Annotated in this window: 23 protein-coding genes; 5 read left to right on the plus strand and 18 right to left on the minus strand. The window is 43.2% G+C overall.

What is annotated here, in order from left to right; genetic code table 11:
* Positions 1-325 precede the first annotated feature (325 nt).
* The 16 genes from KWJ01_RS19795 to KWJ01_RS19870 form a co-directional block, all read right to left on the minus strand.
* Positions 326-1411, minus strand: a complete 1086-nt coding sequence (locus KWJ01_RS19795; RefSeq protein WP_224998844.1) for a DegT/DnrJ/EryC1/StrS aminotransferase family protein — start codon at positions 1409-1411, stop codon at positions 326-328.
* A gap of 219 nt (positions 1412-1630) precedes the next feature.
* Positions 1631-2584, minus strand: coding sequence for a glycosyltransferase family A protein (locus KWJ01_RS19800; RefSeq protein ID WP_224998845.1), 954 nt, complete (start codon positions 2582-2584; stop codon positions 1631-1633).
* 131 nt (positions 2585-2715) lie between these two features.
* Positions 2716-2907, minus strand: coding sequence for a hypothetical protein (locus tag KWJ01_RS19805; protein WP_224998846.1), 192 nt, complete (start codon positions 2905-2907; stop codon positions 2716-2718).
* A 235-nt stretch (positions 2908-3142) separates the two neighbouring features.
* Positions 3143-4024: a glycosyltransferase family 2 protein gene (locus KWJ01_RS19810; protein ID WP_224998848.1), complete on the minus strand. Its 882-nt coding sequence runs from the start codon at positions 4022-4024 to the stop codon at positions 3143-3145.
* Positions 3978-4967 carry a glycosyltransferase gene (locus tag KWJ01_RS19815; RefSeq protein ID WP_224998849.1) on the minus strand — a complete coding sequence of 330 codons (990 nt, stop codon included), beginning with the start codon at positions 4965-4967 and terminating at the stop codon, positions 3978-3980. The genes KWJ01_RS19810 and KWJ01_RS19815 overlap by 47 nt, the downstream gene beginning before the upstream one ends.
* Positions 4951-6081, minus strand: coding sequence for a glycosyltransferase (locus tag KWJ01_RS19820; RefSeq protein ID WP_224998850.1), 1131 nt, complete (start codon positions 6079-6081; stop codon positions 4951-4953). The genes KWJ01_RS19815 and KWJ01_RS19820 overlap by 17 nt, the downstream gene beginning before the upstream one ends.
* A gap of 8 nt (positions 6082-6089) precedes the next feature.
* A complete protein-coding gene (locus KWJ01_RS19825; protein ID WP_370634736.1) occupies positions 6090-7037 on the minus strand; it encodes a sulfotransferase in 948 nt (315 codons plus the stop codon).
* On the minus strand, positions 7019-8299 hold the full coding sequence (locus tag KWJ01_RS19830; protein WP_224998852.1) for an ABC transporter ATP-binding protein: 1281 nt from the start codon (positions 8297-8299) through the stop codon (positions 7019-7021). The genes KWJ01_RS19825 and KWJ01_RS19830 overlap by 19 nt, the downstream gene beginning before the upstream one ends.
* Before the next feature lie 394 nt (positions 8300-8693).
* Entirely contained in the window at positions 8694-9497 is an 804-nt protein-coding gene (locus KWJ01_RS19835; RefSeq protein ID WP_224998854.1) for a glycosyltransferase, read from the minus strand.
* On the minus strand, positions 9494-10450 hold the full coding sequence (locus KWJ01_RS19840) for a glycosyltransferase family 2 protein (protein ID WP_370634737.1): 957 nt from the start codon (positions 10448-10450) through the stop codon (positions 9494-9496). Before KWJ01_RS19840 ends, KWJ01_RS19835 begins: the two co-directional genes overlap by 4 nt.
* Before the next feature lie 15 nt (positions 10451-10465).
* Positions 10466-11755 (minus strand): ABC transporter ATP-binding protein, encoded by a 1290-nt coding sequence (locus KWJ01_RS19845; RefSeq protein ID WP_224998855.1) that lies wholly within the window; start codon positions 11753-11755, stop codon positions 10466-10468.
* Positions 11756-11868: 113 nt separating this feature from the next.
* Positions 11869-12789 carry an ABC transporter permease gene (locus tag KWJ01_RS19850; protein WP_224998856.1) on the minus strand — a complete coding sequence of 307 codons (921 nt, stop codon included), beginning with the start codon at positions 12787-12789 and terminating at the stop codon, positions 11869-11871.
* On the minus strand, positions 12734-15127 hold the full coding sequence (locus KWJ01_RS19855) for a tyrosine-protein kinase family protein (RefSeq protein WP_224998857.1): 2394 nt from the start codon (positions 15125-15127) through the stop codon (positions 12734-12736). Before KWJ01_RS19855 ends, KWJ01_RS19850 begins: the two co-directional genes overlap by 56 nt.
* An 8-nt stretch (positions 15128-15135) precedes the next feature.
* A complete protein-coding gene (gene gmd, locus KWJ01_RS19860; protein ID WP_224998858.1) occupies positions 15136-16245 on the minus strand; it encodes a GDP-mannose 4,6-dehydratase in 1110 nt (369 codons plus the stop codon).
* A gap of 183 nt (positions 16246-16428) precedes the next feature.
* On the minus strand, positions 16429-17214 hold the full coding sequence (locus tag KWJ01_RS19865; RefSeq protein ID WP_224998859.1) for a polysaccharide biosynthesis/export family protein: 786 nt from the start codon (positions 17212-17214) through the stop codon (positions 16429-16431).
* A 52-nt stretch (positions 17215-17266) separates the two neighbouring features.
* On the minus strand, positions 17267-17725 hold the full coding sequence (locus KWJ01_RS19870; RefSeq protein WP_224998860.1) for an MgtC/SapB family protein: 459 nt from the start codon (positions 17723-17725) through the stop codon (positions 17267-17269).
* Positions 17726-17894: 169 nt separating this feature from the next.
* Between KWJ01_RS19870 and KWJ01_RS19875 the strand changes: the two genes are divergently transcribed.
* The 5 genes from KWJ01_RS19875 (at position 17895) to KWJ01_RS19895 (ending at position 22218) form a co-directional block, all read left to right on the plus strand.
* Positions 17895-19184, plus strand: a complete 1290-nt coding sequence (locus KWJ01_RS19875) for a citrate synthase (protein WP_224998861.1) — start codon at positions 17895-17897, stop codon at positions 19182-19184.
* An 83-nt stretch (positions 19185-19267) separates the two neighbouring features.
* Complete coding sequence (locus KWJ01_RS19880; protein ID WP_224998862.1) at positions 19268-19558, plus strand: acyl-CoA-binding protein; 291 nt, start codon at positions 19268-19270, stop codon at positions 19556-19558.
* 73 nt (positions 19559-19631) lie between these two features.
* On the plus strand, positions 19632-20336 hold the full coding sequence (locus KWJ01_RS19885) for a 16S rRNA (uracil(1498)-N(3))-methyltransferase (RefSeq protein WP_224998864.1): 705 nt from the start codon (positions 19632-19634) through the stop codon (positions 20334-20336).
* A 53-nt stretch (positions 20337-20389) separates the two neighbouring features.
* The gene (locus KWJ01_RS19890; protein WP_224998866.1) at positions 20390-21646 is read left to right on the plus strand and encodes a nucleoside recognition domain-containing protein; all 1257 of its coding nucleotides are present in this window, start codon (positions 20390-20392) and stop codon (positions 21644-21646) included.
* A 137-nt stretch (positions 21647-21783) separates the two neighbouring features.
* Positions 21784-22218, plus strand: a complete 435-nt coding sequence (locus tag KWJ01_RS19895) for a hypothetical protein (RefSeq protein ID WP_224998868.1) — start codon at positions 21784-21786, stop codon at positions 22216-22218.
* A 96-nt stretch (positions 22219-22314) separates the two neighbouring features.
* On the opposite strand, the gene KWJ01_RS19900 is transcribed toward KWJ01_RS19895, so the two are convergent.
* Together KWJ01_RS19900 and KWJ01_RS19905 are read right to left on the minus strand one after the other, a co-directional pair.
* Positions 22315-24603, minus strand: a complete 2289-nt coding sequence (locus tag KWJ01_RS19900) for a Tex family protein (protein WP_224998869.1) — start codon at positions 24601-24603, stop codon at positions 22315-22317.
* Between the two features lie 122 nt (positions 24604-24725).
* Positions 24726-25316 carry a hypothetical protein gene (locus KWJ01_RS19905; protein WP_224998870.1) on the minus strand — a complete coding sequence of 197 codons (591 nt, stop codon included), beginning with the start codon at positions 25314-25316 and terminating at the stop codon, positions 24726-24728.
* Between the last annotated feature and the right edge of the window lie 200 nt (positions 25317-25516).

Consider the following 25516-nt stretch of genomic DNA (forward strand, 5'->3'; position numbering starts at 1 on the left):
AGGTACTAAATCGCGGGTTGGATCTTATCCAGCGGCGGCCATAGTTCACCTAAGCCGGTATGTTTTAAAGATACTACTGCTCTTCTTAGTTTTGTACTAACACCCAAAGCTAAAGGCGGCGGCCGCTTATCTAATAGCGTCTCATGAAATCTTTTTACTTCAAAAATATAAAACACTATAAATCATTCATTTATAAACTTATTTGTCAACACGGCCTAGTGAAATGAAGGGCATGATAGTTAGTCCTATCCAGAATAAAGCACCCTGCTTTTCGTACACAATTATCCGCACCTCCTTGTATATCTACCTGTACTTTTGACTTGCATTACCCGTACTTTAATGTTCTAAGAATGTAACGGCTAATCATGTCTATTTCAGCCTTATTCAATGAATAATACAAAGGAAGACAAAGCACACGTGCAGCAACATCTACTGTAACAAGCACTTCTGAAGCTTTCACATAAGGCAAGGTGGTAAGGCTGGGATAAAAATACCTGCGGGTGAAGATGCCATTTACCTCTAGAGATTTATGTACCTTTAGCAGTTGCTCTTCTGTTTCAAAGACAAGTGTATAATATGAATAATTATATACTGAGCCATCGGTGATCTTTGGTCTTCTGACCGGAATTTTTCCCAGCAGCATGTCATCATATTGCAGGCTATCTTCTCTGCGCTTGCGCAATATGTCATTGGCATAAGGTAAATTAGCCAATCCCATAGCTGCATGAAACTCTGAATTTTTACCATTGATGCCTACTGAAGCAAAGGTGTACGGACCGTTAAATCCAAAATTCCGTAGTAACGACATTTTCTTCAGAAGCTCTGCAGAAGGTGTAACAACAGCACCACCTTCCGTAGTATGATAAAGCTTAGTGGCATGAAAGCTGATCGTGCTTACATCGCCGTAAGTCAACACACTTTTACCTTTATACTTTGTTCCAAAACAGTGGGCGGCATCATAGATTACCTTAAGCTTATGACGTGCCGCAATTTTTGCAATAGCATCTATATCACAAGGATTGCCATATACATGGGTAGCCAGTATAGCCGTTGTTTTTTCTGTTATAGCCCCCTCTATTTTCCTTGGATCCAGATTAAGGGTTTCTTCATCTATGTCTACAAAAACAGGTTTACAGTGTTCCCACACAATTGATGAAGTAGTAGCCACAAAAGAAAAGGGTGTGGTAATGATCTCCCCCTGAAGTTCCAGTACTTTAATAGCAAGTTGTATGGCTATGGTACCATTAGTGAGGTAAAGTAAATGATCCAGCTGCAGATAATCTTTTAATTGCAGCTCTAACTCATTCACCAGTGGACCGTTGTTGGTAAGCCATTTACGCGACCAGATCTGATCTATGTATTTTTCATACTCTTCCCGCTTTGGAAGAAACGGTTCGGTTACATTTATCATACTTTAAGCAGTTCATTATCAAGGGTTGCTGCAGCCTTCATCTAGTGCCATCAGCTTAGTTTTTATACAGTAAAGCTACATACATTTTTTTTGCATCCGTTAATTAGTATTCTGATCTTCTATCTGTATGTTTTAACATTGTCCATCTATTGCCAGTAAGATGTAACAATACCACCCTAGCATAATAGGGTTAGAACAACTTAGATAACTTGATCCCGCTCAGTACTTGTGTTGTATCAGCGCTTTCAAACGGAGTGCATTTTTAAACCCGAGCACTATGGCCATTTTTTTAAATTGCGCCCCCCCAACAGGCCATTTATGTTTAAAACCCAACTGCTGAAAGGCTTCCTCTGCTTGGTAGCTTAAATCAGGAAACAGCTGGTGGTATTGGTAGATGAATAGCAAGAGGTTATTACCCAGGGCTTTTAGAATATTTTCATTAGTTAAATAGATGGCTACATTGCTTATATAGAGCTTATAGCTATCCAGCAATGATGCAGCTTTTGCCCTAGAAAACTTCCCCCCCTGGCTTTGACTCTGCGGATTGCTTTTTCGATAATAAACTGCTGTTTCTGGACAATATTTTATTGCACTGGCACCAGATAAGACCCTGCTAAAAAATTCCCCATCCTGGTTCAGGAGCAACGACTCGTTCCAGGGGCCCGCCTGGGCAATTAACTTCCTTGGAGTCAGCCATACATGATAGGGAAACATGCCTTTTCCCATCCATGCATCTGCCAGCCAGTTGAGCGGGTTATCATAGTTTTTATATAGGGTAGTACACCTTTCCTCTACTACCTGCTTATCTTCATACAAGCTTGCCCAGCGACAACTGAGTACTTCTCCGGACGCATCGGCGGGTAAGGCAGCAATCTGTTGTTCTATTTTATCAGGTGCCAGCAGGTCATCAGCATCTAAATACTGTATATACTCGCCAGTAGAGTGTTCATAAGCAAGGTTTCTGGCAGCGCAGGCTCCTTTGTTAGGCTGGGAAAAGACGTGTACGTTCTCGCTGCTTAATTTTTCTGCAAGCTGCAGGCTGTTATCAGTTGAGCCATCGTCTACAACAATAATTTCTATATTGGGGTAGGTTTGTGCCAGAGCAGATGCAATGGTTTCCTCAACATAAGGTGCTGCATTATAAAGTGGGATGAGTATGGATACCCGTTTCATGTAAGTCTTTGATTTTCTTAGCCGGAATTCCAGCGTTAAGTGTGTACGGCCCTATATCTTTGGTAACAACAGCACCGGCAGCAACAATAACTCCAGTACCAATCCGGGCACCTGGTAACATTAGTAACCACCTAGGCCCCTTTTTCGATAACCACCCCTTTTCTGGTAATTGGCCCCTTCCAGGGAATCTCCCTATTTTGCAGATAGGCGTGATCGTGGGTATAGATTACTCCATTTGGCCCTAGTGCTACATCATCTTCAATACAGATATCCGCACTTACATCCAAAATGGAGTTACAGCCAATGTTTACCCTGTTTCCCACCTGCAGTTGCCCCGCAGGGCCAGGCTCCCGTGCAAAGACGGAACACTTCGTAGAAAAGAAGATAAAAGAAGCTATATACAACTACTGTTTGCATAAAGAGCGAAGCACTGACTTATTTTTACTTTTCATTCTAATTTATACACCAAGTAACAATTGAGCTGGCCTTGAAAAATCAAGAATGTAGAGCTTAAACCAACATCACAGGTTTAATTGGCTGAAGCTATCGAAAGTTTAACTAGCTCCGTGGTAAAATATTTTTAATTGCCTGCAAAAATGTAATTCCTGCTTCCTTGCTCATTTTCTTTGCCATAGAAAACTGTTTATTTTTTATACCTCCCAAAATTGCTCTCGACTGCCAGTATTTTATTTTTGATATTGCTTGCTGCTTGTGCTCATCCGTAAGTGGGCATGCTCCTGAAGTTAAATACTTCATACTGGTAAGGGTATATTTAAACGGTTCATATGGATTATGCCTATACAAAAAACTTTCCTGCTCGTCATGCTCCCTGTACCAGATTAGGCCCTGTGGCATAAGCAACACTGAGTACTTCAGCGAAAGCCGGTGCCACATTTCAAAATCGCCTAACAAGCGTTCTCCACTAAAACCCCCTTCTGCTTCAAAAACTTCTCTTCTTAAAATTGAGGATAAAGGAGCCCTTGTAAAAATACCATACTGAAAGTAATGTGTATAATAAGCTTCCTGAGGCTTTAACAAAAAAGGATATATCCTTTGTTTATCAGGCGAGATCGTACATAAGCCGTAGCCCGCTTCGGGATTGGCTTCCATCATGCGCACCAGTACCTCCAGACCGTGGGGATAGATCAGATCATCGGCATCCAGGTACTTGAGGTAGTTACCCTTGGCATAGGAGGCTGCCCTATTTCTATTGGGGTAGTCTCCCAGGTTTTTTTCATTTACATACACCCGGATACGCGCATCCTGAGCTGCAAATGCCTGGGCAATGGCTACCGTGCTGTCTTTCGACTGATCATCTACGATAATCAGCTCCCATTGCTGATAGGTAGATGCCTGCAAACTTTCAATTGCGGCTGCAATGTACTTCTCCCGGTTATAGGAGGTCATCAATACACTCACTAAAGGGGTAATATTTTTCATATCGTAGGGCTGCAGCCTGTGGGGCCTGCTGGCAATGGGTACTGTGTAATAGTTCAAGGGCCGCTTCTCCCTGCTTTAGCGCATCGTAAAAATCCTGCTGCGCTTTCAGTGTGGCCCGTCTTCTATTAATGTTGTACGTGATCCATCTGGCAGGTACTCCCCATTTCACATTCCTATATACTATCTTCATTACATCTACTGGCCGTGCGCTAACAGCAGGTAACAGCCCAAAGAACTTATACACAAAAAAGAAAACGGTTAAACTTCTCCGGTACTGGTATGTGAAATCTACATGGTGGTAATGATAAACTTTAGAGGCCGGCGTATACACTAATGAAAAACCCGCCAGAAGTGCTTCTCTGGCCCACAGCATATCTTCCCCAAAGACCACCTCCTCAAAAGGAAGTGCCAGCAGCACCTCTCTTCTGTACATGGCATTTACATCATCCCAGGAGCACGCCCGTTTTTTTGCGGCAGGTAACAAGGCCTTAAATTCATCTGGAGAAAACGCTATCTTTCTTGCTTTTGGGAGCGAAACAGGCCTGAACCACTCATGCGGATTTTTATCGGCATGATGCGGCACTACCTGCAGGCCGCATACCCCTGCTACTTGTGGGTCTTTAAAATGCTCCAGCATTCGCTCCAGCCAATAAGCATCTGCAGCCCGAGCATCCTGAACTGTCATTACAACTAACTCTCCCCTTGCAAGCTGAACACCCATATTACGAGTTGCCCCATGATTGAAATACTCAGAAGCAATTGAATGAACCTGTACCTCAGGATATTTTTTGAGTAAAGCTAAAGTGCCATCAGTAGAACCTGAATCTATTACCAGTACCTCTACAACACAGAACAATGTTTGCATCCGTATGCCCTCTAAGCAAGCCTCTAATGTAGCAGCACCGTTTTTAACCGGTATAACTATACTAACTTTCGGTTCCATGGTTCTCCAGACTGTTTATAAATGTAGATACCCTAGACTGCCAAGTGGCAGAAACTAAAAAGGATACTACCTCTTCTTTTTGCAGATAGAAAGTAGACTCAATTTGTTGATCTAACATTTCCAGAAATTCATCATAAGTGTCTGCTATCGAAAGCAAACCATTATAATCATCTGCAATATTCTCATGATATCTTGTGGCTACTACTGGCAATCCTGCTGCCAAATATTCATAAATTTTCATGCTATCTGCATCCATTCCAGCATGTTTCCGATAGAGACTCAATCCTACCTTCATATTATGCATAAGTGCTGGAACCTTTTCGGCAGATTGCTTACCCAACCATTCTACATTAGGTTTTTGCGCTATCTGTTCCGAAAGTGTTGTTTGAAAATCTGCTCCTACAAGCGTAAATGTATACTCGGGTCGAGCATTGATTATATAGAACAACAAATCTGTGTCTATCCATCGGGAAAGTATTCCTACATAACCCACTCTTTTTGCCACTGAAGTTGTAGACCTACTTGCGGAAGTGAATCTGTCTACATCAACACCATTGCGCAATCGATATACTTTTTTTGCTCCTTTATTTAGGAACCATGTGTTCATGCTTCGAGAGGCAGATACAACAACATCTGCTTGTCGTGCAATAATTTCTAAAGATTTAATCAAAGCATCTTGCTTCTCCGTTGCCAGGTTAGGATCATCTATAAGATTGTGGTCAGCATCAAAGATAATCTCGCCGCTAAGTCCAAGCTCTTGCATCTGTTCATAAGCCCTAGGCCAATAGCACCAGCGAAGAGTTCGTTCTTTATGTGACTTAGTTTGTAAATTAATAAGAATGCGGAATATGCCTTTATTTAGCGCTCCAGAGCCTACTATCCAAGTGGGCACCAAGGGAGCATACAATACATCTACAACTTTCTCCTGCTTTCTTTTCTGCTTTATATGCGCCAATAAAGTAGCCGCACTCACCCGTCTTACGTTATAGACCTGGATAATCCTGCTTTCTTCTGCCAGTGCTTTAAGAATACAGGTATTTCTTCTATTAAAGCCAAGCTTTTGAAGGTTCTCCCAAGTATGATCAGCACCAAAATAATATACTACCATATTCATGGAGGTACTTATGCAATATTCTTGCTATAACGTTTACTAATCTTGTATTTGTCGTAGTACCTGTAAAAGGTATTGCGTATTTTAAAATAGAAGAATTCACTAACTGACAATTTCTGACTGGGGTTTTCGAACATGGGTTCGTACTTCATTCTTCTGAGCATTGAACCTGCAACAGATTCAAATAACTCTATTTCTCTAGGCGTTAGGCTTTTCTTCCATGCAGCTGAACGCTTACTTTCAACGCCTTTACCAATAAGGTTGTGCTGATTTTTTGTGTAGGAAGGTGTAAAAAAGCCATTTGCTTTCAGCATTTCCGGAGTGTAAGCGTGATGAGTGAAGGCACAAATCTTCTGCAATGTTTGTTCAGGGCGCTCCACCAAATCTTCGTAGTGCACGCGAAGTACTCGGTCTCCCAGGGCTTTTTCAATATTCAAATCCCTGATGAGGGTATCACGCCACAAGCGGCCAATCATGATTAAATCATGAAATCCCCAATCAAGTTTCTTTACAGAAGCAGCAAATCCTCTCCCATCTCTTACAATATGAATAAACTTAGCTTCGCTGAAGTGCAGGTTTAATACTGGAGCATGTTCTATATTACCAGGCGTATGGTCAATCCAGCTATCAACAGTAGCTACTCCATGCTGCTTTGCGTAATGCAAGGCCAGTGTATCCATTATCACCGAGAGGCTTACTCTATTCTGCATAAGTTTTAAGGGTTCTGAACAACACCAGATGCGATAACGAGGGTGGGTGCTAATATAGCTAATCACATCCCTGGAAAAAAACAACCCATGATCATCCGGAATCAGCTTTTGCAGCAGGCTTACTTTGAAATGCGATTCAGGTATCACAAAAGTGCCAGGAGCTGCACCCAGCATAGATGCCAGTAATGTAGTTCCGCTTCTACTACATCCTCCTATAAACAACGGAGCTTTCATGCTAGTACCTGCCATTGATGGTCCACCAAAAATTTACCGTTTTCTTTGTCAGGCAGCTTTCCTGATGCAAAAAAATCACCATCTATCACATTAAGCACAAAGGCAGCATCTATCCATATCTCAGTTAAGGCATTTTTTATGGACATGTTGACGAAATACTTTCCTGGAAGCAGAGGCAGTTTTGGAATGGTGCAGGAAAAAGCTCCTTCTTTAGGTAAGTTTACATTACGGGTGAGAGACTGCTTTGTGTTGCATACAAAAAGCGGATTCTGCATATCATCATGAAAGGAAAAGCGAAGCTGCACATTACTTAACCCATCATAGTTTTTAAGCTTATAACGAATGCTGAGTGACATATTCTGCCCCGACATGATATGGCTTAACTGGGTAGAAGAGGCTAAATCTGCAGCTGTAGTACTGAAATGCAGGTAGTCGAATTGCGGATTGGAACCTTCTAGTGCTTTCACTCCCTTTTTACCTGAAGGATCTTCGCTCAGATAAAGGTTAATCATCTCGGCTGTGTCTCCACTAGTAAGTACAGTACCATTTGCCATGATCATAGTCTTGGAACACAGGGCCTGCACTGAACTTAGCTGGTGACTTACAAAGAGCACTGTTCTGCCTCCGCCCTTAGCTACGTCCTGCATTTTACCGATGGCTTTGTTTTGAAACTCAGCATCTCCCACGGCCAACACCTCGTCTACGATAAGAATTTCAGGCTCCAGGTGAGCAGCCACAGCAAAGGCAAGACGTACCCTCATACCGCTGCTGTACCGTTTTACTGGAGTTTCTACATAGCGGGCAGTTCCGCTAAAATCAATTATTTCATCTAGTTTCTGATTAATTTCAGCTCTGCTCATACCCAAAATAGCACCATTGAGGTAGATGTTCTCCCTGCCGGTTAATTCAGGATGAAAACCTGTACCTACCTCCAAGAGAGAAGCCACTCTGCCTTTTATCTTTATATCTCCAAGAGTCGGAGCAGTAACTCTGCTTAAAAGCTTTAAGAGTGTTGATTTTCCGGCTCCATTTTTACCAATGATACCTAAAACTTCTCCCTCCTTCACTTCGAAATTGATGCCTTTCAGCGCCCACACATAGTCGCTTTCGCCTATTTTAGTTCTATCGTTACTTTCACCTATTTTCAGATAAGGATCTTCCTTCCCTCGCACTTTATGCCACCAGCGGTTCAGGTCATGAGATAATGTACCTGTTCCTACCTGACCTAATCTGTATTGCTTTGAAAGATCTTTAACTTTTATGGCGATGTCTGACATGTGGCTAACAATCTCTTTAGAAGGCACTTTGGTAATAAGTGCTATTTTAATAGTCAACTCTATTTTACCTATGACAAATATACACAGAATGGATTAGTACAAATACTATAAGTAAGACTCTTCGTCATTTTTTATGAATTATCCCAAAAACCTTAACGTACAGTTACTAATAAAATTAATTTCAAAATATATTTTAGTCAGCGCTCTCCTAAAAAAACACAACTTGGGGTTTATTTTCATTGACGTCCTCACGGAATTAGAGCCGCTGTAAAATCAAGAAACCAAGCCTAATTGTCGTCTTTCAATAGCCTCTTCCGGGGTTAAATCTTCCAAGGAATATTTGAAGCGTTTGTTCCATTACACAAGCATTACCGGAACTTCCTGAAAGTTGCTTTCACTGATTAGTGTCTTTTTGCTCTTCTCTCAACTGAATCCTGTACAGCCGGTCTAGGGATGCAGTTGAATACCACATCCAGAAGAGACTAAGGAGAAAGCCTGATATTTTATCTCTATAGCCTTCTTTATCCAAAAAGCTTAATTTGAAAGCCAGGAATGGGTGTATTGCCAGCTGTCTCAAAGTTGTTCTATGGCCAAGGGCATATCGTGTAGGCCCCTCCAATGCCAGATAGCGACGATGCTTTTCTATAAGTTGCTTAACATTTTGCATCCAGTAGTGATGAAGCACATTAGTATTTCTGTAAGTGATGCTTAGCTCAGTATACCCTTCTTTTAGTATTAGACCGTTGTGTACATAGCTATTCAGCTGAACCCGATCTTTATGAAATATAAGCCTTTTTTCTTTGATGCCTCCCCAAATTGTACCCTTTAGTGGTTTACCAGCAAGATAGAATTGCCAGGGAACATGTAAAACGCCTACATTTCGGGCAATACCTCTCTCGAAAAGCCTTTCTATATCCAGTCTTAATTCCTTGTCAATGGCTTCATCAGGATCTATGCATAGAATCCAATCATGTTCAAGCTGCTGATAATATTTTGCGCGAATAATTTCTACAACCGGAACTACCTCATGATGGATAACTTGCACGCCTTTCGATTGTGCCAACTGAACAGAATTATCTGAAGACCCCAGATCAACCAACACTATCTCATCGCAAAAGTAAATGGAGTCAAGGCAATCTCCTAGTAGTTTGCCTTCATTTAAGCTTACCACTAATGCAGATATTGGGAGCTTATTCATATAATGGCAAATGTAGGCCTGAAGCACTTTCCGGTATACCGAAAGAACATTCTCGTGGAACAAAGTAAATCTGTTCTTGCAGCAGCTATCATCACTTTTAACAGGCTAAGCAGCCGGATCTTTCTGTTCAGGTATGCATACAGGGCTTTCACTATTAAATATTTAATTTTCTGTTGGGTTACAGGTTCTTTTAACAGAGGGTTGTTAAGGGAAATTAAGTTTAAGATATTCTCGAAACCTTCCAGCAATTGAATTTCAGTAGTGTTACTGGAATGCTGCTGCGGATGTGTCCGAAAAAAGTTAAGCTCCTCTGCAACATAAAACAAATCTGTATGCAGCAACATTTCCAGCCATAACATGGTATCGCCGGCGTATTTGAATTCAGTGAAAGCAAGGGAAACTTTATCGAAAACTTCTTTTCTGAATAAAACAGCACTGGCATTGTACATACCTGTTGTATAAATAGCAAACGCTTTCAAGGCCAGTTTTCCATCCAGCATAAAATCCTGCTTCCATCTGGGGTCATCTGACCACCGTTTGCAGGAAAAAAGTATTTCGTCATTTTCATTCACCAGCCATGATTGCGTGAAGGCTAAACCAACATTGGGTTGTGCCTCTAAAATATGGACCAGCTTTTCCAGAAAATGCTCATTGGCATAATCATCGCTCTCGGCAATCCACAGGTATTTGCCTTGTGCAAGCCTAATACCCTTCAACCACTGATGAAAGGTTAAACCAGAATTCTGCTCATTCAGCACAACCTTCGTTACTTTCTGGTGCTTGCTGTATTCCTGTATAATTGCAGTGCTGCCGTCCGTTGAATGGTCATCCAATATGATGAGTTCAAAATCCTGAAATGTCTGGCACAAGATGCTTTCAATGCGCCTGTGCAGAAATGGAGCATGATTATAATTTGGTAGGATAACTGAAACTAGGGGATTATGACTCATCATGCGCAATCCTGAATTTTAAGATTCCTGCTTTTTTTGTACAACCCAGGGTGCATCAATATGGATCAAGCCGCTTGGCTCACCGGGTACAATCCTGCCATACTGGTGAAAATCCAACTCTGAAATCCGGAACTGCAGGGCTTCAAATGAAGGTACAATCACCTGTTCTGTTGGCACATCCACTCTTAGGCGAAGGAGATAATGTCCTATATTAAGAAGCTTTCCTGGTATACAGCAACTAGCTTCAAATTTTCCTGTTGTATGATAATCAGCGCTACCCGCTGCATGACTGGTACTGGTTAGTACCTCTACACCCCTGGCGCTTATGACAGACAAGACCAAGCGAAGATTGGGAATAGGTTGATGCAGGGTGTAGGAAATCCTGATGATGAGATTACTTGTATTTGATAAAGAACCTGAGACTGTTCCCTGGCTGTCCTCAATCCGTAATGAATGTAGTCTGATGCCATCTCCCAGCGGTGCATTATTTTCATTCCAGCTAACCTGGCGTCCCTCCGAAATGCCTGCGGTTAAATATCGGGCGATCACTGCATCAACAGAAGACTGCATCTCAATTCTGCCTCCATTCAGCAGCACACTACTGGTGCATAAAGCCCTGACAGCACTCATATCATGACTGACAAAAAGTACTGTTTTGGGGCTGTTACACACGATATTCTGCATTTTGCCGATGGCTTTTTTCTGGAATTCTGCATCACCAACTGCCAATACCTCATCTACGATCAGGATATCTGCCTCTAAATGAGCGGCAACAGCAAAAGCAAGGCGAACCCACATGCCACTGCTGTAGCGTTTAACAGGGGTATCTATAAACTGGCTTATGCCACTGAATGCTACGATTTCATCAAATTTTTTCCTGATTTCTGCCCTGGACATTCCCAGGATCGCTCCATTCAGAAAAATATTTTCTCTGCCGGTTAATTCTGGTTGAAAGCCGGTACCGACTTCCAGAAGAGAAGAAATCCTGCCATGAATTTTAATAATACCTGAAGTAGGACTGGTGACCCTGCTTAGCAATTTTAAAAAGGTAGACTTGCCGGCACCATTCCTGCCGATGATCCCCAGTACTTCTCCTTTCCGTATTTCAAGATCTACATCCTGAAGTGCCCACACATACTGATTCCCAGCGATATGTTTGTGTGAGTCATCAATGCTTAGGTTGGGATCTTCCTTTCCTCTTAACTGATACCACCAGCGGTTCAGGTCGTGCGACAGAGTACCTGTACCCACCACCCCTAAGCGATAACGCTTCGATAGCTGCTCTACCTTAATGGCAATATCTGACATTGATCATCAGTATGTTGTATGAGCGAAACAAAGGCTATAACATATGTTAATTTACAGTTCAATGAAGCTCATTATTCAGTTTGAATTATCACCATCAATAAAGCAATCAGCGATTAAACTGTATCCATAAAAGAACGCTGCACTTTGTTAAAAATGAGTGTGCCTAAATATAAAGCCACTAAACTAAAACCTGCACTATACCCAAGCAATGCCCAGCTAAAAGTCCCCTCACCCAGAAAACCATACCGGAAGGTTTCTATAATGGCACTCATGGGGTTCGCCAGGATCAGCATCCTGATGTCTCCATCCAGGGAAGAAATTGGATAGATCACAGGTGAGGCATACATGGCCAGCTGAACACCAAAGGTGATCAGAAAGGTAAGGTCACGGTATTTTGTGGTCAGAGAAGAAATGATCATGCCCAGGCCTAAACCTAATGCCGCCATGATCAGGATCAATACAGGGAATAAAAGCGCATAGGCATTTATTGTAATCTGGGCTCCCTTTGCAAAAAAGTATACCCACACCCCAACAAAGAGAAGCAGCTGGACACCTAAGCGCAACAGATTACTCACAACGATCGACAGGGGCAAAACAATGCGGGGAAAGTATACCTTGCCAAAAAGGTTTGCATTTTGTGTAAACGTTCCTGATGTTTTATTGACACATTCTGCAAAATAATTCCACAGCACAATTCCGCTAAGATAGAAAACCACATGCGGTATACCATCTGTAGACAGATTGGCAACCCTGCCAAACACAAAGGTAAAGATTACCGTGGTCAGGATGGGTTGCAGGAAAAACCACAGCGGGCCCAGGATGGTCTGCTTGTAAAATGTCACAAAATCCCTGCGTACAAACAACAGCATCAGGTCTCGGTACCGCCACACCTCTGCCAGTTGAAGATCGAACAGACTTGATTGTGGCTTTATGATCAGGGTCCAGTCTTCCTGCTGGAGCTCAGGATTCTGGTGCTTGTTATCTTCTGAAACTGAATAGTCCGGCAAGGCCTTTTCTTCTAGTATTGTCTTCATCTTCTTCGTAATATCCATAACCGTACCCATAGCCATAACCATACCCCTGCCTGGATACTTTTACATCGTTTAGCAGTATGCTTATGTTTTTTAAGCGGCCGTTGGCATAATCAGCTTCTACATTCTTTAACAGGGTTGTGGTGGTGTAATTTTGTCGCACCACAAAAATAGTATGATCCACAGCTGGCATTAGCAACAGGGAATCTGTTACAAGGCCATGGGGTGGACTATCGATGATCACGATATCGAATTCAGCTCTAAGTTGCTGCATCAGCGCAGCCATTCTTTCACCCTGCAGGAGTTCTGCCGGGTTGGGAGGAATGATGCCTCCGGAAATAACATATAGATTTTTTATGTGGGTTGGCTGAATAATCTCCTTCAATTTGCTGACTCCTGCCAGGTAGTTGCTCAGTCCAACATCGTTGGTCAGATTAAAGTCCTGGAATATTTTTGGCTTGCGCATGTCCGCTCCTACAATCACTGTTTTTAACCCACTATAAGTAAAAACAGAAGCCAGGTTGATGGAGCAAAAGGTCTTGCCTTCGCCACTGATGGAAGAAGTTAGTAGAAATATCTTGCCACTGCTGCCATTTGTAGAGGAAGTGAAGAAATTAAGGTTTGACCTTACGCCTCTGAACGACTCTGCAATGGCCGATTTAGGTTTTGTGGTAACGATCAGATTATTATTGGCAGGATTATGCCCCACTACTCCTAAGAGCGGAATACTGGTATATTTAGCCAGATCCTCTTTTGACTGTACCTTGTTGTTGAAATAAAACAGCAGAAAAAGAAAACCCAACGGCAGGCCTAAACCAAAAATTGCTGATTTAGTGTAGTTACCCTTTACATCTGGTGTGATGGCACCACTCACCTGCTTGGGTGGATTCACAATGGAGATATCAGAGGTGGCAGAAGCTTTGGTAATACTGGCTTCAGCACGCTTTTCAAGGAGATAATTATATAAGCTCTCGCTAAGCTTGTACACCCGCTGGATGTTGATGAATTCACGCTCCGATCTTGGCAGCTGCCTGATATCCCTTTCAACAAGATTGATTTCTCTGTTGATGGATTTTCGGGAGATATCGATGCTTCCCCGTTGGGCTTCTATGCTTTTCAGCAGGTTCTGCTTTAGATCACTAATACGTTCATCAAGGGTGATGAGGATTGGATTTGATGCTTGAGTACTCCTCTTTAGCTCTTCCTTTTGTAGTTGAAGGTTTACTAATTGTTCTATTAGGCTATTAAGTACTGGATCACTAATATCCAAAGATGATGGCACTATAAAATCAGTGGTTTCTACGCCTTTAGCTATATGATCACTGATGTAATCAAAGTATTTTTCCTTAAGTACTGTCAGGTTTTTTTCCTGCTCTAGGCCCTGTAGTTTAGAGAAAAGTACATTGGCACGATCTCCCAAACCTACACCTATGTTCTCCTGCTTAAAAGTTTGTAGTCTCCGCTCAATAAGATCTAATGAATCGCCAATTTGTGCCAGCTGATCTGAAATGAACCCAATCGTATTGGAGGCATTTTGATTTTTCCTCGTAAGATCTTTTTCTATATAGGTTTTTGCAAGCGCCTGCAGAAAGCGAATTTCTTTTTCAGGAATTTCACCAATGGTACTTAGTGATAAAACAGCAGCCCCTTCCTCTACCCATTTAATATTTAGTTTTGAAGCGTACTCTGCAGCTATACTGCCTGGATTGTTGAAGCGTACTATATAAGCCTGGTGGTAAGCCTCCGGGCTTGTAAATCCTGGCCTTTTATTTACTTGTAGGGTTTGATCCTTTAATTTGATCCAGTCTCCAAACTCATAAACAGGCTCTGCACCAGAAAACAAAGGTTCATCTTCAACGTAATCCTTAATCTGGAACTGGCGGCTATTCAGTATCTGAAACCAAAAAGTACTTCCATAAGGAAGAACGAATCCATTTGTAGTATCGGCAATGAATTCAAGCGGAAGTCCGGGATAAATTTCAGTGGTTTTGATGTTTCCCTGCAAGTAATAACTAGTAGTGAAGCCTAGCTTTTGCACCACCTCTCCTAACAGTGGATCTGCCTTCAGGAGGTAGGGCTCATTGTAGTAGTTGATGTTTGGTTTGATCAGGGAGTTGCTAAACAACATGGCCGCAGAATTCTCCTGGCCCTGGTTCTCTTTAATGAGCAGGGTCATGGCCACCTGATAGGTCCTGGGAGAATACTTGTTTTTATAATAAGCCCAAGCCAGGAACAGGAGCAGACTAATCAGCACCACATACCAGTATCTTAATACCAGAAAAAGGTACCTCTTATAGTCAAGCTGCTGTCCGGTGCTGTTCACTTGAGTCTGTTGAGCCACTGCTATTTTTACTCGTAATAATTGTAAGTCTTAAACCCGTTATTAACCAGGTGCTCGTCTTTCTTCATGAGCTCCATGTCGGAATTTACCATGTCTTTCACCAAATCCTGCAGCGAGTGTTTTGGTTCCCAGCCTAGCTGCTTTTTCGCTTTTGACGGATCTCCAATAAGCAAATCTACTTCGGTGGGACGAAAATAACGAGGATCAATACAAACTACTTCCTTGCCTGCTGGTAATTGGTAGCGTCCATCCGTGCTGGATATATACCCCTTCTCATTAACACCTTTCCCTTTGAATTCTAAGGCAACACCCAGCTCAGCAAAAGTCATTCGTACAAAATCACGTACCGATGTGGTTCTGCCAGTGGCAATTACATAGTCTTCTGGTTTCTCCTGCTGGAGGATGAGGTACATTGCCTCTACATAGTCTTTGGCATGGCCCCAGTCACGTTTTGCATCCAGGTTACCTAAAAACAATTTATCCTGTGCGCCAAGAGCAATTCTGGCTGCGGCCCGGGTGATTTTACGGGTTACGAAGGTTTCACCCCGCACAGGAGACTCATGGTTGAACAGGATGCCATTGCAGGCATACATATTGTAGGCCTCGCGGTAGTTAACGGTAATCCAGTAGGCATACATCTTGGCAACCGCATAGGGAGAGCGTGGATAGAAAGGCGTTCTTTCTGACTGGGGCACCTCCTGTACCTTGCCGTATAGTTCTGAGGTAGAGGCCTGGTAAATTCTTGTTTTCTCGCTAAGTCCAAGAAGGCGCACGGCTTCCAGGATCCTTAAAGTACCAAGTCCATCGGCATTACCAGTATATTCCGGGGTATCAAAGCTTACCTGCACATGGCTCATGGCAGCCAGGTTATAAATCTCATCCGGCTGTACCTCCTGGATGATGCGGATCAGGTTGGTGGAATCGGTTAAGTCCCCATAATGGAGCTTTAACCGAACGTTCTTTTCATGCGGGTCCTGATACAGATGATCTATTCTATCGGTGTTGAATAAGGACGAACGGCGTTTAATGCCATGCACCATATAACCCTTCTCCAATAATAGTTCTGCTAAATAGGAGCCGTCCTGCCCTGTTATACCTGTTATTAATGCTGTTTTCATTACTTATTTAATGACCCACCGGAGAATATACAATTGAAAGCTAAATTTAAGGCTTCTTCTTTTAATCATAACTATTTGATAGCTAGAATGTAGCCCTCATGTACTTTTTTGGCTTTAACTACATAATTCTACATAAAGTCCTGTTAAAGCTTTATATATTCTTGAATGATGCCATTGAACTTTCTAAAATCTTAGATAGAGGATACTAAGGATTGATATTACAGAAAGTCCCAGGGATATGTTCCTGGCAGTGAAGTTGTTAAAGGTCTTTGCTTTAAGGGGGCGCACCACCACCACATCATCAGGACGGAGGTAGAAATAAGGTGAAGTGATCACATCATCGTCCAACAGATTTACAAATGCGATCTCTACTTCTTCGCCAATTTTACGCACAACCTTTACATTGGCCCTGTCGGCAAATTCTGATAAGCCCCCTGCCCTGCCCACAGCCTGTAAGATGTTGAGCCTTGGATCATACGTAGTAAAGGTGCCCTGTGTATTCACTTCCCCCAGTAAGGTGTAGTTGAAGTTTAACAGCTTGATGTGCACAGTAGGGTTTTTTAGATATTGGGCTACCTGCTGCTGGAGATGCTGGTTTGCTTCTATGATAGATAAGCCGGCAATGGCAACAGAACCGACAACCGGTAGTTGAATGGCACCCTCTTCAGAGATAACATAACCAGATAACAGTGGGTCTTGCTGCCCGTTTTGTGATGCTCCCGGATTACTCTTCTGAAAAAAATCCCACTCTTCAGGGGTTAAACTTGTGATTCTCACCGAAACCACATCCCCAGGCTGCAACTTGTAAATGTACTCTTCTGCGGTGAATTTTTTTACAACAGTATCCTTAGGATAATGCTGTAACTCATTTCTGCGTTCCTGCAGATAGGTTTGTTTCCGTACCGGAACACAGGCGCTGAATAGCATTCCTCCCAGCAAAAGAACAAACACTACAATTCTTGTAAGCATTTATGCATGGCTTAAGCTGTAAAGATAATACAATTGTGCCTACTGCCCAATATCAGTCTGATGACCTGCCTGTATGATTTTCCCATTTTCTGATCCCATAGTTGATCGTGAGGATCAAACCTACGACCAGTAACGATAATAAATAACGTTCAAGGGCTACAGCAATGCCTATGCCTGCAGAAATTAAAATGGTAGCTGCGCTGGTGAGGTAACGGATCTTTTCTTTATCGGCTACTTTTAATATAGTACCACCGCCTATAAAACCAACCCCAACGATGATGGCCTGTACCACACGCAGAGGATCGTACTGCAGTGATGCACCAGCATCCATGGTGTCGTAAAACTCAACCATCATATGACCTAATATCACCAGCAATGCAGCACTTACGCCTACAATCATGTTAGTTCTTAAACCTGCAGGCATATTTCGCTGCTCACGTTCCCAGCCTATTGCCCCTGTTAGCAGTGCAGCTACCAACACGTTCATAAACTGATTTAACTCCTCTATCATATTTTAATGTTCAGCTTGCAGAACCCTTTTTGTTGAACGCAGTTTAATAATAATGTAAAAAGATTACATTTTTTAGCCATTCCGTTAAACAGATTCGCGTTCCCCGGATTTTGTATTATATTCGCTACCGTAAATTTTACGTTGTATACAACCAAAACTATACTTAGGCATGTCCAATAATTTTGCTACCCTTCAGTATAATGGCCAGACTTATCAACTGCCAGTTGTTGAAGGTACTGAAAACGAACGGGCTATTGATATCAGTACTCTGCGTTCAGAAAGTGGCCTTATAACCCTTGATCCGGGCTATAAAAATACAGGTGCCACCAAAAGTGCCATTACTTTTTTAGATGGTGAAGAGGGTATTCTCCGTTACCGAGGTTATAACATAGAAGACCTGGCTGAAAAATCTACATTCCTTGAAGTTGCTTACCTGCTAATCTATGGTGAGCTGCCAAAGCAACAGGAGTTTGAAAGATTTAAACAGGATATAACTTACCATACACTGGTGCATGAGGATATCAAGAAGATCCTTGATGGCTTTCCTTCCAATGCCCACCCAATGGGTGTACTGGCTTCACTGGTGTGCACGCTTACAGCCTTCTACCCACGTTCACTAGACCCTAACAGGAGTATCGACGAGGTTAATCTTAGCATCATTCGTATTCTTGCAAAAATGCCGACTTTTGCGGCATGGTGCTATAAAAATGAAATGGGGCACCCGGTAATCTATCCTAATAACCAGATGGATTACTGCAGTAACTTTTTGCGTATGATGTTTTGCCTGCCGGCTGAAGATTATACACCAGATCCTGTTGTTGCCAGGGCACTGGATACTTTACTGATCCTGCATGCCGACCATGAGCAGAACTGCTCTACCTCTACTGTAAGAATAGTTGGCTCATCACAGGCCAGTCTTTACTCTTCAATTTCTGCGGGTATCAATGCGCTCTGGGGACCATTGCATGGCGGTGCCAACCAGGCTGTAATTGAAATGCTGGAGCAGATCAAAGCAGATGGTGGTGATGCTAATAAATACCTAGAGAAGGCAAAAGATAAAAACGATCCTTTCCGCCTCATGGGCTTCGGACACCGGGTTTACAAAAACTTTGATCCGCGAGCCAGAATCATCAAAAAAGCTGCCGATGATGTGTTAACCAAAATGGGTATCCATGATCCGGTGCTGGAAATTGCGAAGAAGCTGGAAGAAGCTGCTCTGAAAGACGATTATTTTGTTGAGCGTAAGCTGTATCCTAATGTAGACTTCTACAGTGGCATTATTTACCGCGCCATGGGCATCCCTACAGAAATGTTCACTGTAATGTTTGCCCTGGGTCGTTTGCCAGGCTGGATTGCGCAATGGAAAGAAATGCGTGAAAACCGCGAGCCTATTGGTCGTCCGCGCCAGGTGTATACAGGTGCTACCCAGCGTCCTTATGTGCCTATGGACAACAGGTAAGCTGGAAATATTAATGATAGAATCCTAAGCCCCGGAAATTTCCGGGGCTTTTTTGTATGCATACCTACAATTTATTTGTATGTATGCATACTATTTTTTACGTTAGTCCTATGATTAAAGAACAGGAATTTCAGGATGCTGTAGCGCAATCCAAACAGCTTAGCAAGCGCCCCTCTAACGACGAACTACTTCAGTTATATGCACTTTATAAGCAAGCCACTGAAGGAGATGTACAGGGTGAACGTCCCAATGGGTTTGATTTCAAAGGCATTGCCAAATATGCTGCCTGGGAAGAACAAAAAGGAAAACCGCAGGATCAGGCAAAAAGTGAGTACGTTGCCTTGGTAAAACGGCTGCAACAGACGAATGGATAAAAAAATCATACATAGATAAAATCCTGCCAGTAACGGCAGGATTTTTTTGTTTTGGATCACCTATCTTTACAAAATGCAAGTATTCTATCAGCCGGAAACACCAGGGCATCTTTACTTAACCGAAGAGGAAAGCAAGCATTGCGTAAGGGTACTGCGTCACAGGGCAGGTGATTCCATATGGGTTACCAATGGCAAAAACCAGCTATTTGAGTGCAGACTAACGGATGCAGATCCTGCACACTGTACTTTTACGATACTGGCGGAGAAAGAGCAGCCTGCACGTACCTACAGGGTTCACCTGGCTATAGCGCCTACTAAAAATACAGACCGGCTGGAGTGGATGCTTGAGAAATGTGTGGAACTGGGCGTTGATGAAGTGAGCCTGCTTGTGTGTAAGCACAGTGAACGGTTTAAGATAAACCCTGACCGCCTCTACAAAAAAGCAGTAAGTGCCATGAAGCAGTCCCTGAACTTTCAGATGCCCATGATTCATGAGCCTGTTCATTATAAAGATTTTATAGCTGGCCCTGCAGTTGAAAACACGACAAATTTTATAGCCTATGTAGATGATGAGCCTCGTGCGCACCTGATGCAGGCTGCAGCTAAGAATAGTAATAATTGTATATTGATAGGACCAGAAGGAGATTTCTCCAAAGAAGAAATTGAAATGGCTTTGGAAAATGGTTTCCAGCCGGTAAGCCTTGGCCCCAGCAGATTGCGTACCGAAACTGCTGGTCTTGCGGCCTGTCATATATTAAACCTGCTTAACCAGGTGTAGTCCTGCTAGTATATCCTTTTTCGAAACCTCTATTTTCCGAAAATTTTCCCTCCATGGTCTTAAATTATATCTGGATTGCCTTTTTCCTGATTGCCTTTGTTGTTGCACTCTTCAAGCTTCTTATCCTGGGAGATACTGCAGTATTCCCTGCCATTGTAGAATCAACATTTGAAATGGCAAAAACCGGTTTTGAGCTTTCCCTGTTCCTGACTGGTGTGCTGGCCCTGTGGATGGGACTCATGCGCCTTGGCGAACAGGGAGGCGTGGTAGAGGGTATTTATAAAATTACAGGTCCTTTTTTCAAAAGGATCTTTCCTGGTGTACCCCCTCACCATCCTGTTTATGGACCCATGGTGATGAACTTTTCGGCAAATATGCTGGGCCTGGATAATGCAGCAACACCACTGGGCCTGAAAACCATGGAGGAGCTTCAGACCCTCAACCCCAAGCCAGATACTGCCACAGATGCACAGATCATGTTTCTGGTGCTTAACACCTCGGGCTTAACCATCATACCGGTAAGTATTATGGCCTACCGGGCACAGCAGGGTGCTGCAAATCCGGCTGATATATTTATTCCGACCCTGTTAGCGACTTATTTTTCTACCATTGCAGGCCTGATTGCCGTATCTTTTTTCCAGAAGATCAATCTGTTAAACCGGGTGGTGCTGTTCTACCTAGGCTCCCTTACGCTGTTTATTGGTGGATTGATCGCTTATTTCAGCACCCTAAGTTCTGATGAAATATCAGTTGCCTCCAGCCTTATCAGCAGCATTATCATCTTTAGTATCATCATCATTTTTATTTTGATGGCCTGGCGTAAAAAGGTAAATGCCTATGAAGCATTTATTGAGGGTGCTAAAGAAGGATTTACGGTAGCAGTAAAAATCATTCCTTACCTGGTGGCCATACTGGTGGCAATTGGCATATTTCGCACAAGTGGTGCACTGCCAATGCTCATTGAGGGTATTGCCAGCCTGGTTCAAATTGCTGGCCTGGATACCCGGTTTGTACCAGCCCTGCCCACTGCTTTCATTAAGCCCTTCAGTGGGGGTGGTGCCAGGGGCATGATGGTGGAAGCCATGCAAAATTATGGTGCCGATTCGTTTCCGGGCACACTGGTAAGCATTATGCAGGGTTCTACAGAAACAACTTTTTATGTACTGGCTTTATATTTTGGTTCAGTAAATATTACCAAAACAAGGTATGCTGTTGCCTGCGGACTGATTGCGGATATCGTTGGTATTATTGCCGCAATTCTGCTTTGCTATTTCTTCTTCGGTGACAGGCCACTTTCCACCATTCCTTAGAATATATTACATGTTCTTTATTGATTGCCAATTAATTCGGTACTTTGGCGTGTACTCTTCTACTTATCATCAAAGTATCTAAGTACTTACACCCTCACCCTATAATGGAACCCCAAAAGAACAGTAAAGCATCGCCTTTGGATAAGAATATTTACGATAATGCCAAGAACCATTTCCTGGGTAATTTCCCGGAATCCCTGCCCATTGAACAGGCCTACGTTCATATAGGGATGTACCTGGGATGGATCATCGAAAATGAGCTATACTCTGAGTATTTTGAAGATGAGGCCGGCATCCAGATCTTCCGTTTTCACAGAAAAGAAATTAGCTGCACCATTCTAAGTGAGTTGTGGGATGGGTACCTGGGGTATGAACTCTTCAACAGCAAGGGCAACCTGTTTACTTACTTCTACTATGGTGGTGGCATTTACAAAAAAGACTATACAGATTTGCTGGCGGGCAGCCTGCCATCCATCTATCATGTGCAGGATACCTGGGATAACTATGAAAAAATGAAAGTAAAAATAGCTGAGCGCTTTGCCCAGTGGAAAGAACTTGTTGGTGAGGAATAACAATTCCTCTCTCCTCCTCAGGAAGCGGTTCATAGCATGGACCGCTTTTTATGTTTAATAAAAAATGCCTGCCAATAACTGGCAGGCATTTTTTATTTAGTTGCGAAATTTATTTTTAAGGCTTTGCAGCATTGCATTCATATCCTGAGGCTCCTCCTCTTTTTTATTAGGTCTGCCTCCCTCCTGTCGCTTACCGCCTTTTTTACTGTCATCTGATTTGCCCCTGGGCTCTTTGGGTTCTGCTGCGCCAAAGGGATCTTTTTTCATGCTTAGAGCAATGCGCCTGCGGGCAACATCAACCTCCATCACAGTAACTTCAACCTTTTGCTGTACACTCACCACATCTGCCGGATTGCCAACATAGCGGTCTGCCAGGTGGCTGATGTGCACCAGGCCATCCTGGTGTACGCCAATATCAACGAAGGCACCAAAATTGGTCACATTCGTTACAATACCAGGCAGTTTCATGCCTACTTTCAGGTCATCGATTTCATGCACCTCATCAGCAAATGAAAATGCTTCATATTCTTTGCGCGGGTCCCTGCCAGGTTTCTCCAGCTCGCTAAGGATGTCCTGCAGGGTTGGCAAACCTACTTCATTGCTTACATATTTCTTAAGATCAATGGCCTGCCGTTTTTCTTTATTCTGCATCAGCTCATCAATGGTGCAGTTAACATCTGCAGCCATTCTGGATACAATGTTGTACCGCTCGGGGTGTACTGCACTTTTATCCAGCGGATTCTTTGCATTCTGAATGCGCAGGAAGCCTGCTGCCTGTTCGAAAGCTTTGGCACCAAGCCTGGGCACTTTTTTCAGGGAGTCCCTGTCTCTGAAAGGCCCATTTTCGTTCCGGAAATCTATAATGTTTTGCGCCAGCTGCGGACCTAAGCCCGAGACATAGGTAAGCAACTGCTTGCTGGCAGTATTAAGCTCTACGCCTACGCGGTTTACACAGCTCATCACGGTTTCATCCAGGCTGTTCTTAAGCTGCGACTGGTCCACATCGTGCTGATACTGACCTACACCAATGGACTTTGCATCTATTTTTACCAGCTCGGCCAGGGGATCCATCAAGCGGCGGCCAATAGACACTGCACCACGCACCGTAATATCCTGTGTAGGAAATTCCTCACGGGCTACATCAGATGCTGAATAGATAGAAGCGCCGCTTTCGTTTACCATTACAACCAGCGGATTATTTGGCAGCTTCAGGCTACGCACAAAACGTTCTGTCTCGCGGCTGGCTGTACCGTTACCAATAGCGATGGCTTCTATATTCCATTTTTCACAAAGCTCATACAGCAATGCTGCAGATTCGCCTATTTTGCGCTGAGGTTCATTTGGATAGATGGTTTCGTTCTGGAGCAGCTTTCCCTGCTCATCCAGGCATACCAGCTTACAGCCGGTTCTAAATCCAGGATCCAGTGCCAGTACACGTTTCTGCCCCAGCGGAGAGGCCAGCAACAGCTCACGCAGGTTATCGGCAAATACCCTGATTGCCTCTTCGTCGGCCTGTTTTTTGGTGTGCAGCCTTACCTCTGTTTCCATGCTTGGTTTCAGCAGGCGTTTATAAGCATCTCTTACCGCAATTTTTACCTGCTCTGCAGCTGCATTAGAGGCTGTTACAAACTGATCGTCCAGCAGGTTTATAGCAGAAACCTCATCAGGTGCAATGTCCAGCATCAGGATCATTTCTTTTTCGCCGCGGCGCATGGCCAGCATACGGTGAGAAGGTACCTTGGTGATGGGTTCTTCCCAATCAAAATAGTCGCGGTACTTGCTGCCTTCCTCTTCTTTGCCTGTAATAACGCGGGAGCGCACAATGGCTTCTTTCAGGAACAGCTGGCGCACTTTACTGCGCACCTCGGCATTTTCGTTCACCCACTCTGCTATAATATGGCGGGCACCTTCCAGTGCTTCTTCGGTAGAAGCAACACCTTTTTCTGCATCAATAAATGCCTCTGCAGCAGCTTGAGGGTTCTTTTCCTTTTGTTCGAAAATAAGGGTGGCCAAAGGCTCCAGCCCTTTTTCCCGGGCAATGGTAGCTTTGGTTCTTCGCTTTGGTTTATACGGAAGGTAAATATCTTCCAGGCGGGACATGGTTTCGGCATTCTCAACCTTTTCTTTCAGCTCCGGAGTAAGCACACCCTGCTCTTCGAGAGATTTAAGAATGCTTTCTCTGCGTTTATCGAGCTCCTCCAGTTGTGTTGCCCTGTCTCTGATGGTAGCAATGGCAACCTCATCTAGTGAACCGGTTACTTCTTTACGGTAACGGGCTATGAACGGAACCGTAGCCCCCTCCTGTAACAAGCTTAGGGTAGCAGCTACCTGTTTTAAATTAAAGCCTGTTTCTCCTGCAATTATTCCTGCGTATACTTCAGCCATATCTTTAAACTTGGGCTGCAAAAGTACGAAAAGCCCGCTAGCCCTGCCTAGCCTATCAGTACTTTTAACACAAAAAAAACCGGCCCTAAAAAAGAGCCGGTTTAATATTAAAATATGTCAACCTATATACCATAGCCGAGTACTTCTAAGTCAATACTCTTTGCAAATGCCTTTAAATCAGTGCTTTCTTTAACTTTTCCTTTTTTAAGCAATGTCATGATAAATTCATGACGGGTGTGATCATCCTTCAACAGTGCAATCAGCTTGTCCTGTTTTGCTGTGATCAGTTCATGCTCCGCCAGTCTCATTACAATTATTTTGCGGCATTCCAGCGCATCTGCTGTTGAGTTCAGGCCTTTGTTTACAAATTTATCCAGTGCAACAGCATGTTTTGCATGAGCTTCCTCAACCATTTGGGTGAGTAGCTGTACATCACGAACCTTCTCCACTTTTGCCAGGTACTGCTTTACTTCCTTATCCTGTGCTACAACCAGTGCCTTTGTTTCCATATCCAGGGTTTCCAGGTAGTTATCGTACCTTTCTTCCAGTATTCGGATCGTGCGTTCATTTTCGCGGATCGCTGCCTTATTGGTGTTGTAGTTAGAAAATAAGTAGCGTTCTACTTTTTGTTGTACTTCTGTTTGTGCCTGCGCAAAACCAATGGTGAGAACACCGACAAGCAGGAATAAAGCCGTGTTGCGTAAGATTTGCATAATTGAGAAGCAGTTAATCAGCGAGTAAGTTTTATAATCATATGTCAACCTTACAAAGGTATGAAAGCATCACGATTAATACAAAAAAAATGTTAATATAATACAATAAATAATGTTCGTGCTAAGATATATATAAGTTAATCAGTGATTTATACCTTTTGCTCTGCCATGCTTGTGCTTTAAAAATTGCTCTTTGTTTA

The sequence above is a fragment of the Cesiribacter sp. SM1 genome (assembly GCF_020178975.1).
Taxonomy (GTDB): Bacteria; Bacteroidota; Bacteroidia; order Cytophagales; family Cyclobacteriaceae; genus Cesiribacter.

Bases quoted from the DNA above. Each gene is read 5' to 3' on its own strand.
- KWJ01_RS19795 (WP_224998844.1), bottom strand. From the start codon at position 1,411: ATGATAAATGTAACCGAACCGTTTCTTCCAAAGCGGGAAGAGTATGAA.
- KWJ01_RS19800 (WP_224998845.1), bottom strand. From the start codon at position 2,584: ATGAAACGGGTATCCATACTCATCCCACTTTATAATGCAGCACCTTAT.
- KWJ01_RS19810 (WP_224998848.1), bottom strand. From the start codon at position 4,024: ATGAAAAATATTACCCCTTTAGTGAGTGTATTGATGACCTCCTATAAC.
- KWJ01_RS19815 (WP_224998849.1), bottom strand. From the start codon at position 4,967: ATGGAACCGAAAGTTAGTATAGTTATACCGGTTAAAAACGGTGCTGCT.
- KWJ01_RS19820 (WP_224998850.1), bottom strand. From the start codon at position 6,081: ATGAATATGGTAGTATATTATTTTGGTGCTGATCATACTTGGGAGAAC.
- KWJ01_RS19825 (WP_370634736.1), bottom strand. From the start codon at position 7,037: ATGGCAGGTACTAGCATGAAAGCTCCGTTGTTTATAGGAGGATGTAGT.
- KWJ01_RS19830 (WP_224998852.1), bottom strand. From the start codon at position 8,299: ATGTCAGACATCGCCATAAAAGTTAAAGATCTTTCAAAGCAATACAGA.
- KWJ01_RS19835 (WP_224998854.1), bottom strand. From the start codon at position 9,497: ATGAATAAGCTCCCAATATCTGCATTAGTGGTAAGCTTAAATGAAGGC.
- KWJ01_RS19840 (WP_370634737.1), bottom strand. From the start codon at position 10,450: ATGATGAGTCATAATCCCCTAGTTTCAGTTATCCTACCAAATTATAAT.
- KWJ01_RS19845 (WP_224998855.1), bottom strand. From the start codon at position 11,755: ATGTCAGATATTGCCATTAAGGTAGAGCAGCTATCGAAGCGTTATCGC.
- KWJ01_RS19850 (WP_224998856.1), bottom strand. From the start codon at position 12,789: ATGAAGACAATACTAGAAGAAAAGGCCTTGCCGGACTATTCAGTTTCA.
- gmd (WP_224998858.1), bottom strand. From the start codon at position 16,245: ATGAAAACAGCATTAATAACAGGTATAACAGGGCAGGACGGCTCCTAT.
- KWJ01_RS19865 (WP_224998859.1), bottom strand. From the start codon at position 17,214: ATGCTTACAAGAATTGTAGTGTTTGTTCTTTTGCTGGGAGGAATGCTA.
- KWJ01_RS19870 (WP_224998860.1), bottom strand. From the start codon at position 17,725: ATGATAGAGGAGTTAAATCAGTTTATGAACGTGTTGGTAGCTGCACTG.
- KWJ01_RS19875 (WP_224998861.1), top strand. From the start codon at position 17,895: ATGTCCAATAATTTTGCTACCCTTCAGTATAATGGCCAGACTTATCAA.
- KWJ01_RS19880 (WP_224998862.1), top strand. From the start codon at position 19,268: ATGCATACTATTTTTTACGTTAGTCCTATGATTAAAGAACAGGAATTT.
- KWJ01_RS19885 (WP_224998864.1), top strand. From the start codon at position 19,632: ATGCAAGTATTCTATCAGCCGGAAACACCAGGGCATCTTTACTTAACC.
- KWJ01_RS19890 (WP_224998866.1), top strand. From the start codon at position 20,390: ATGGTCTTAAATTATATCTGGATTGCCTTTTTCCTGATTGCCTTTGTT.
- KWJ01_RS19900 (WP_224998869.1), bottom strand. From the start codon at position 24,603: ATGGCTGAAGTATACGCAGGAATAATTGCAGGAGAAACAGGCTTTAAT.
- KWJ01_RS19905 (WP_224998870.1), bottom strand. From the start codon at position 25,316: ATGCAAATCTTACGCAACACGGCTTTATTCCTGCTTGTCGGTGTTCTC.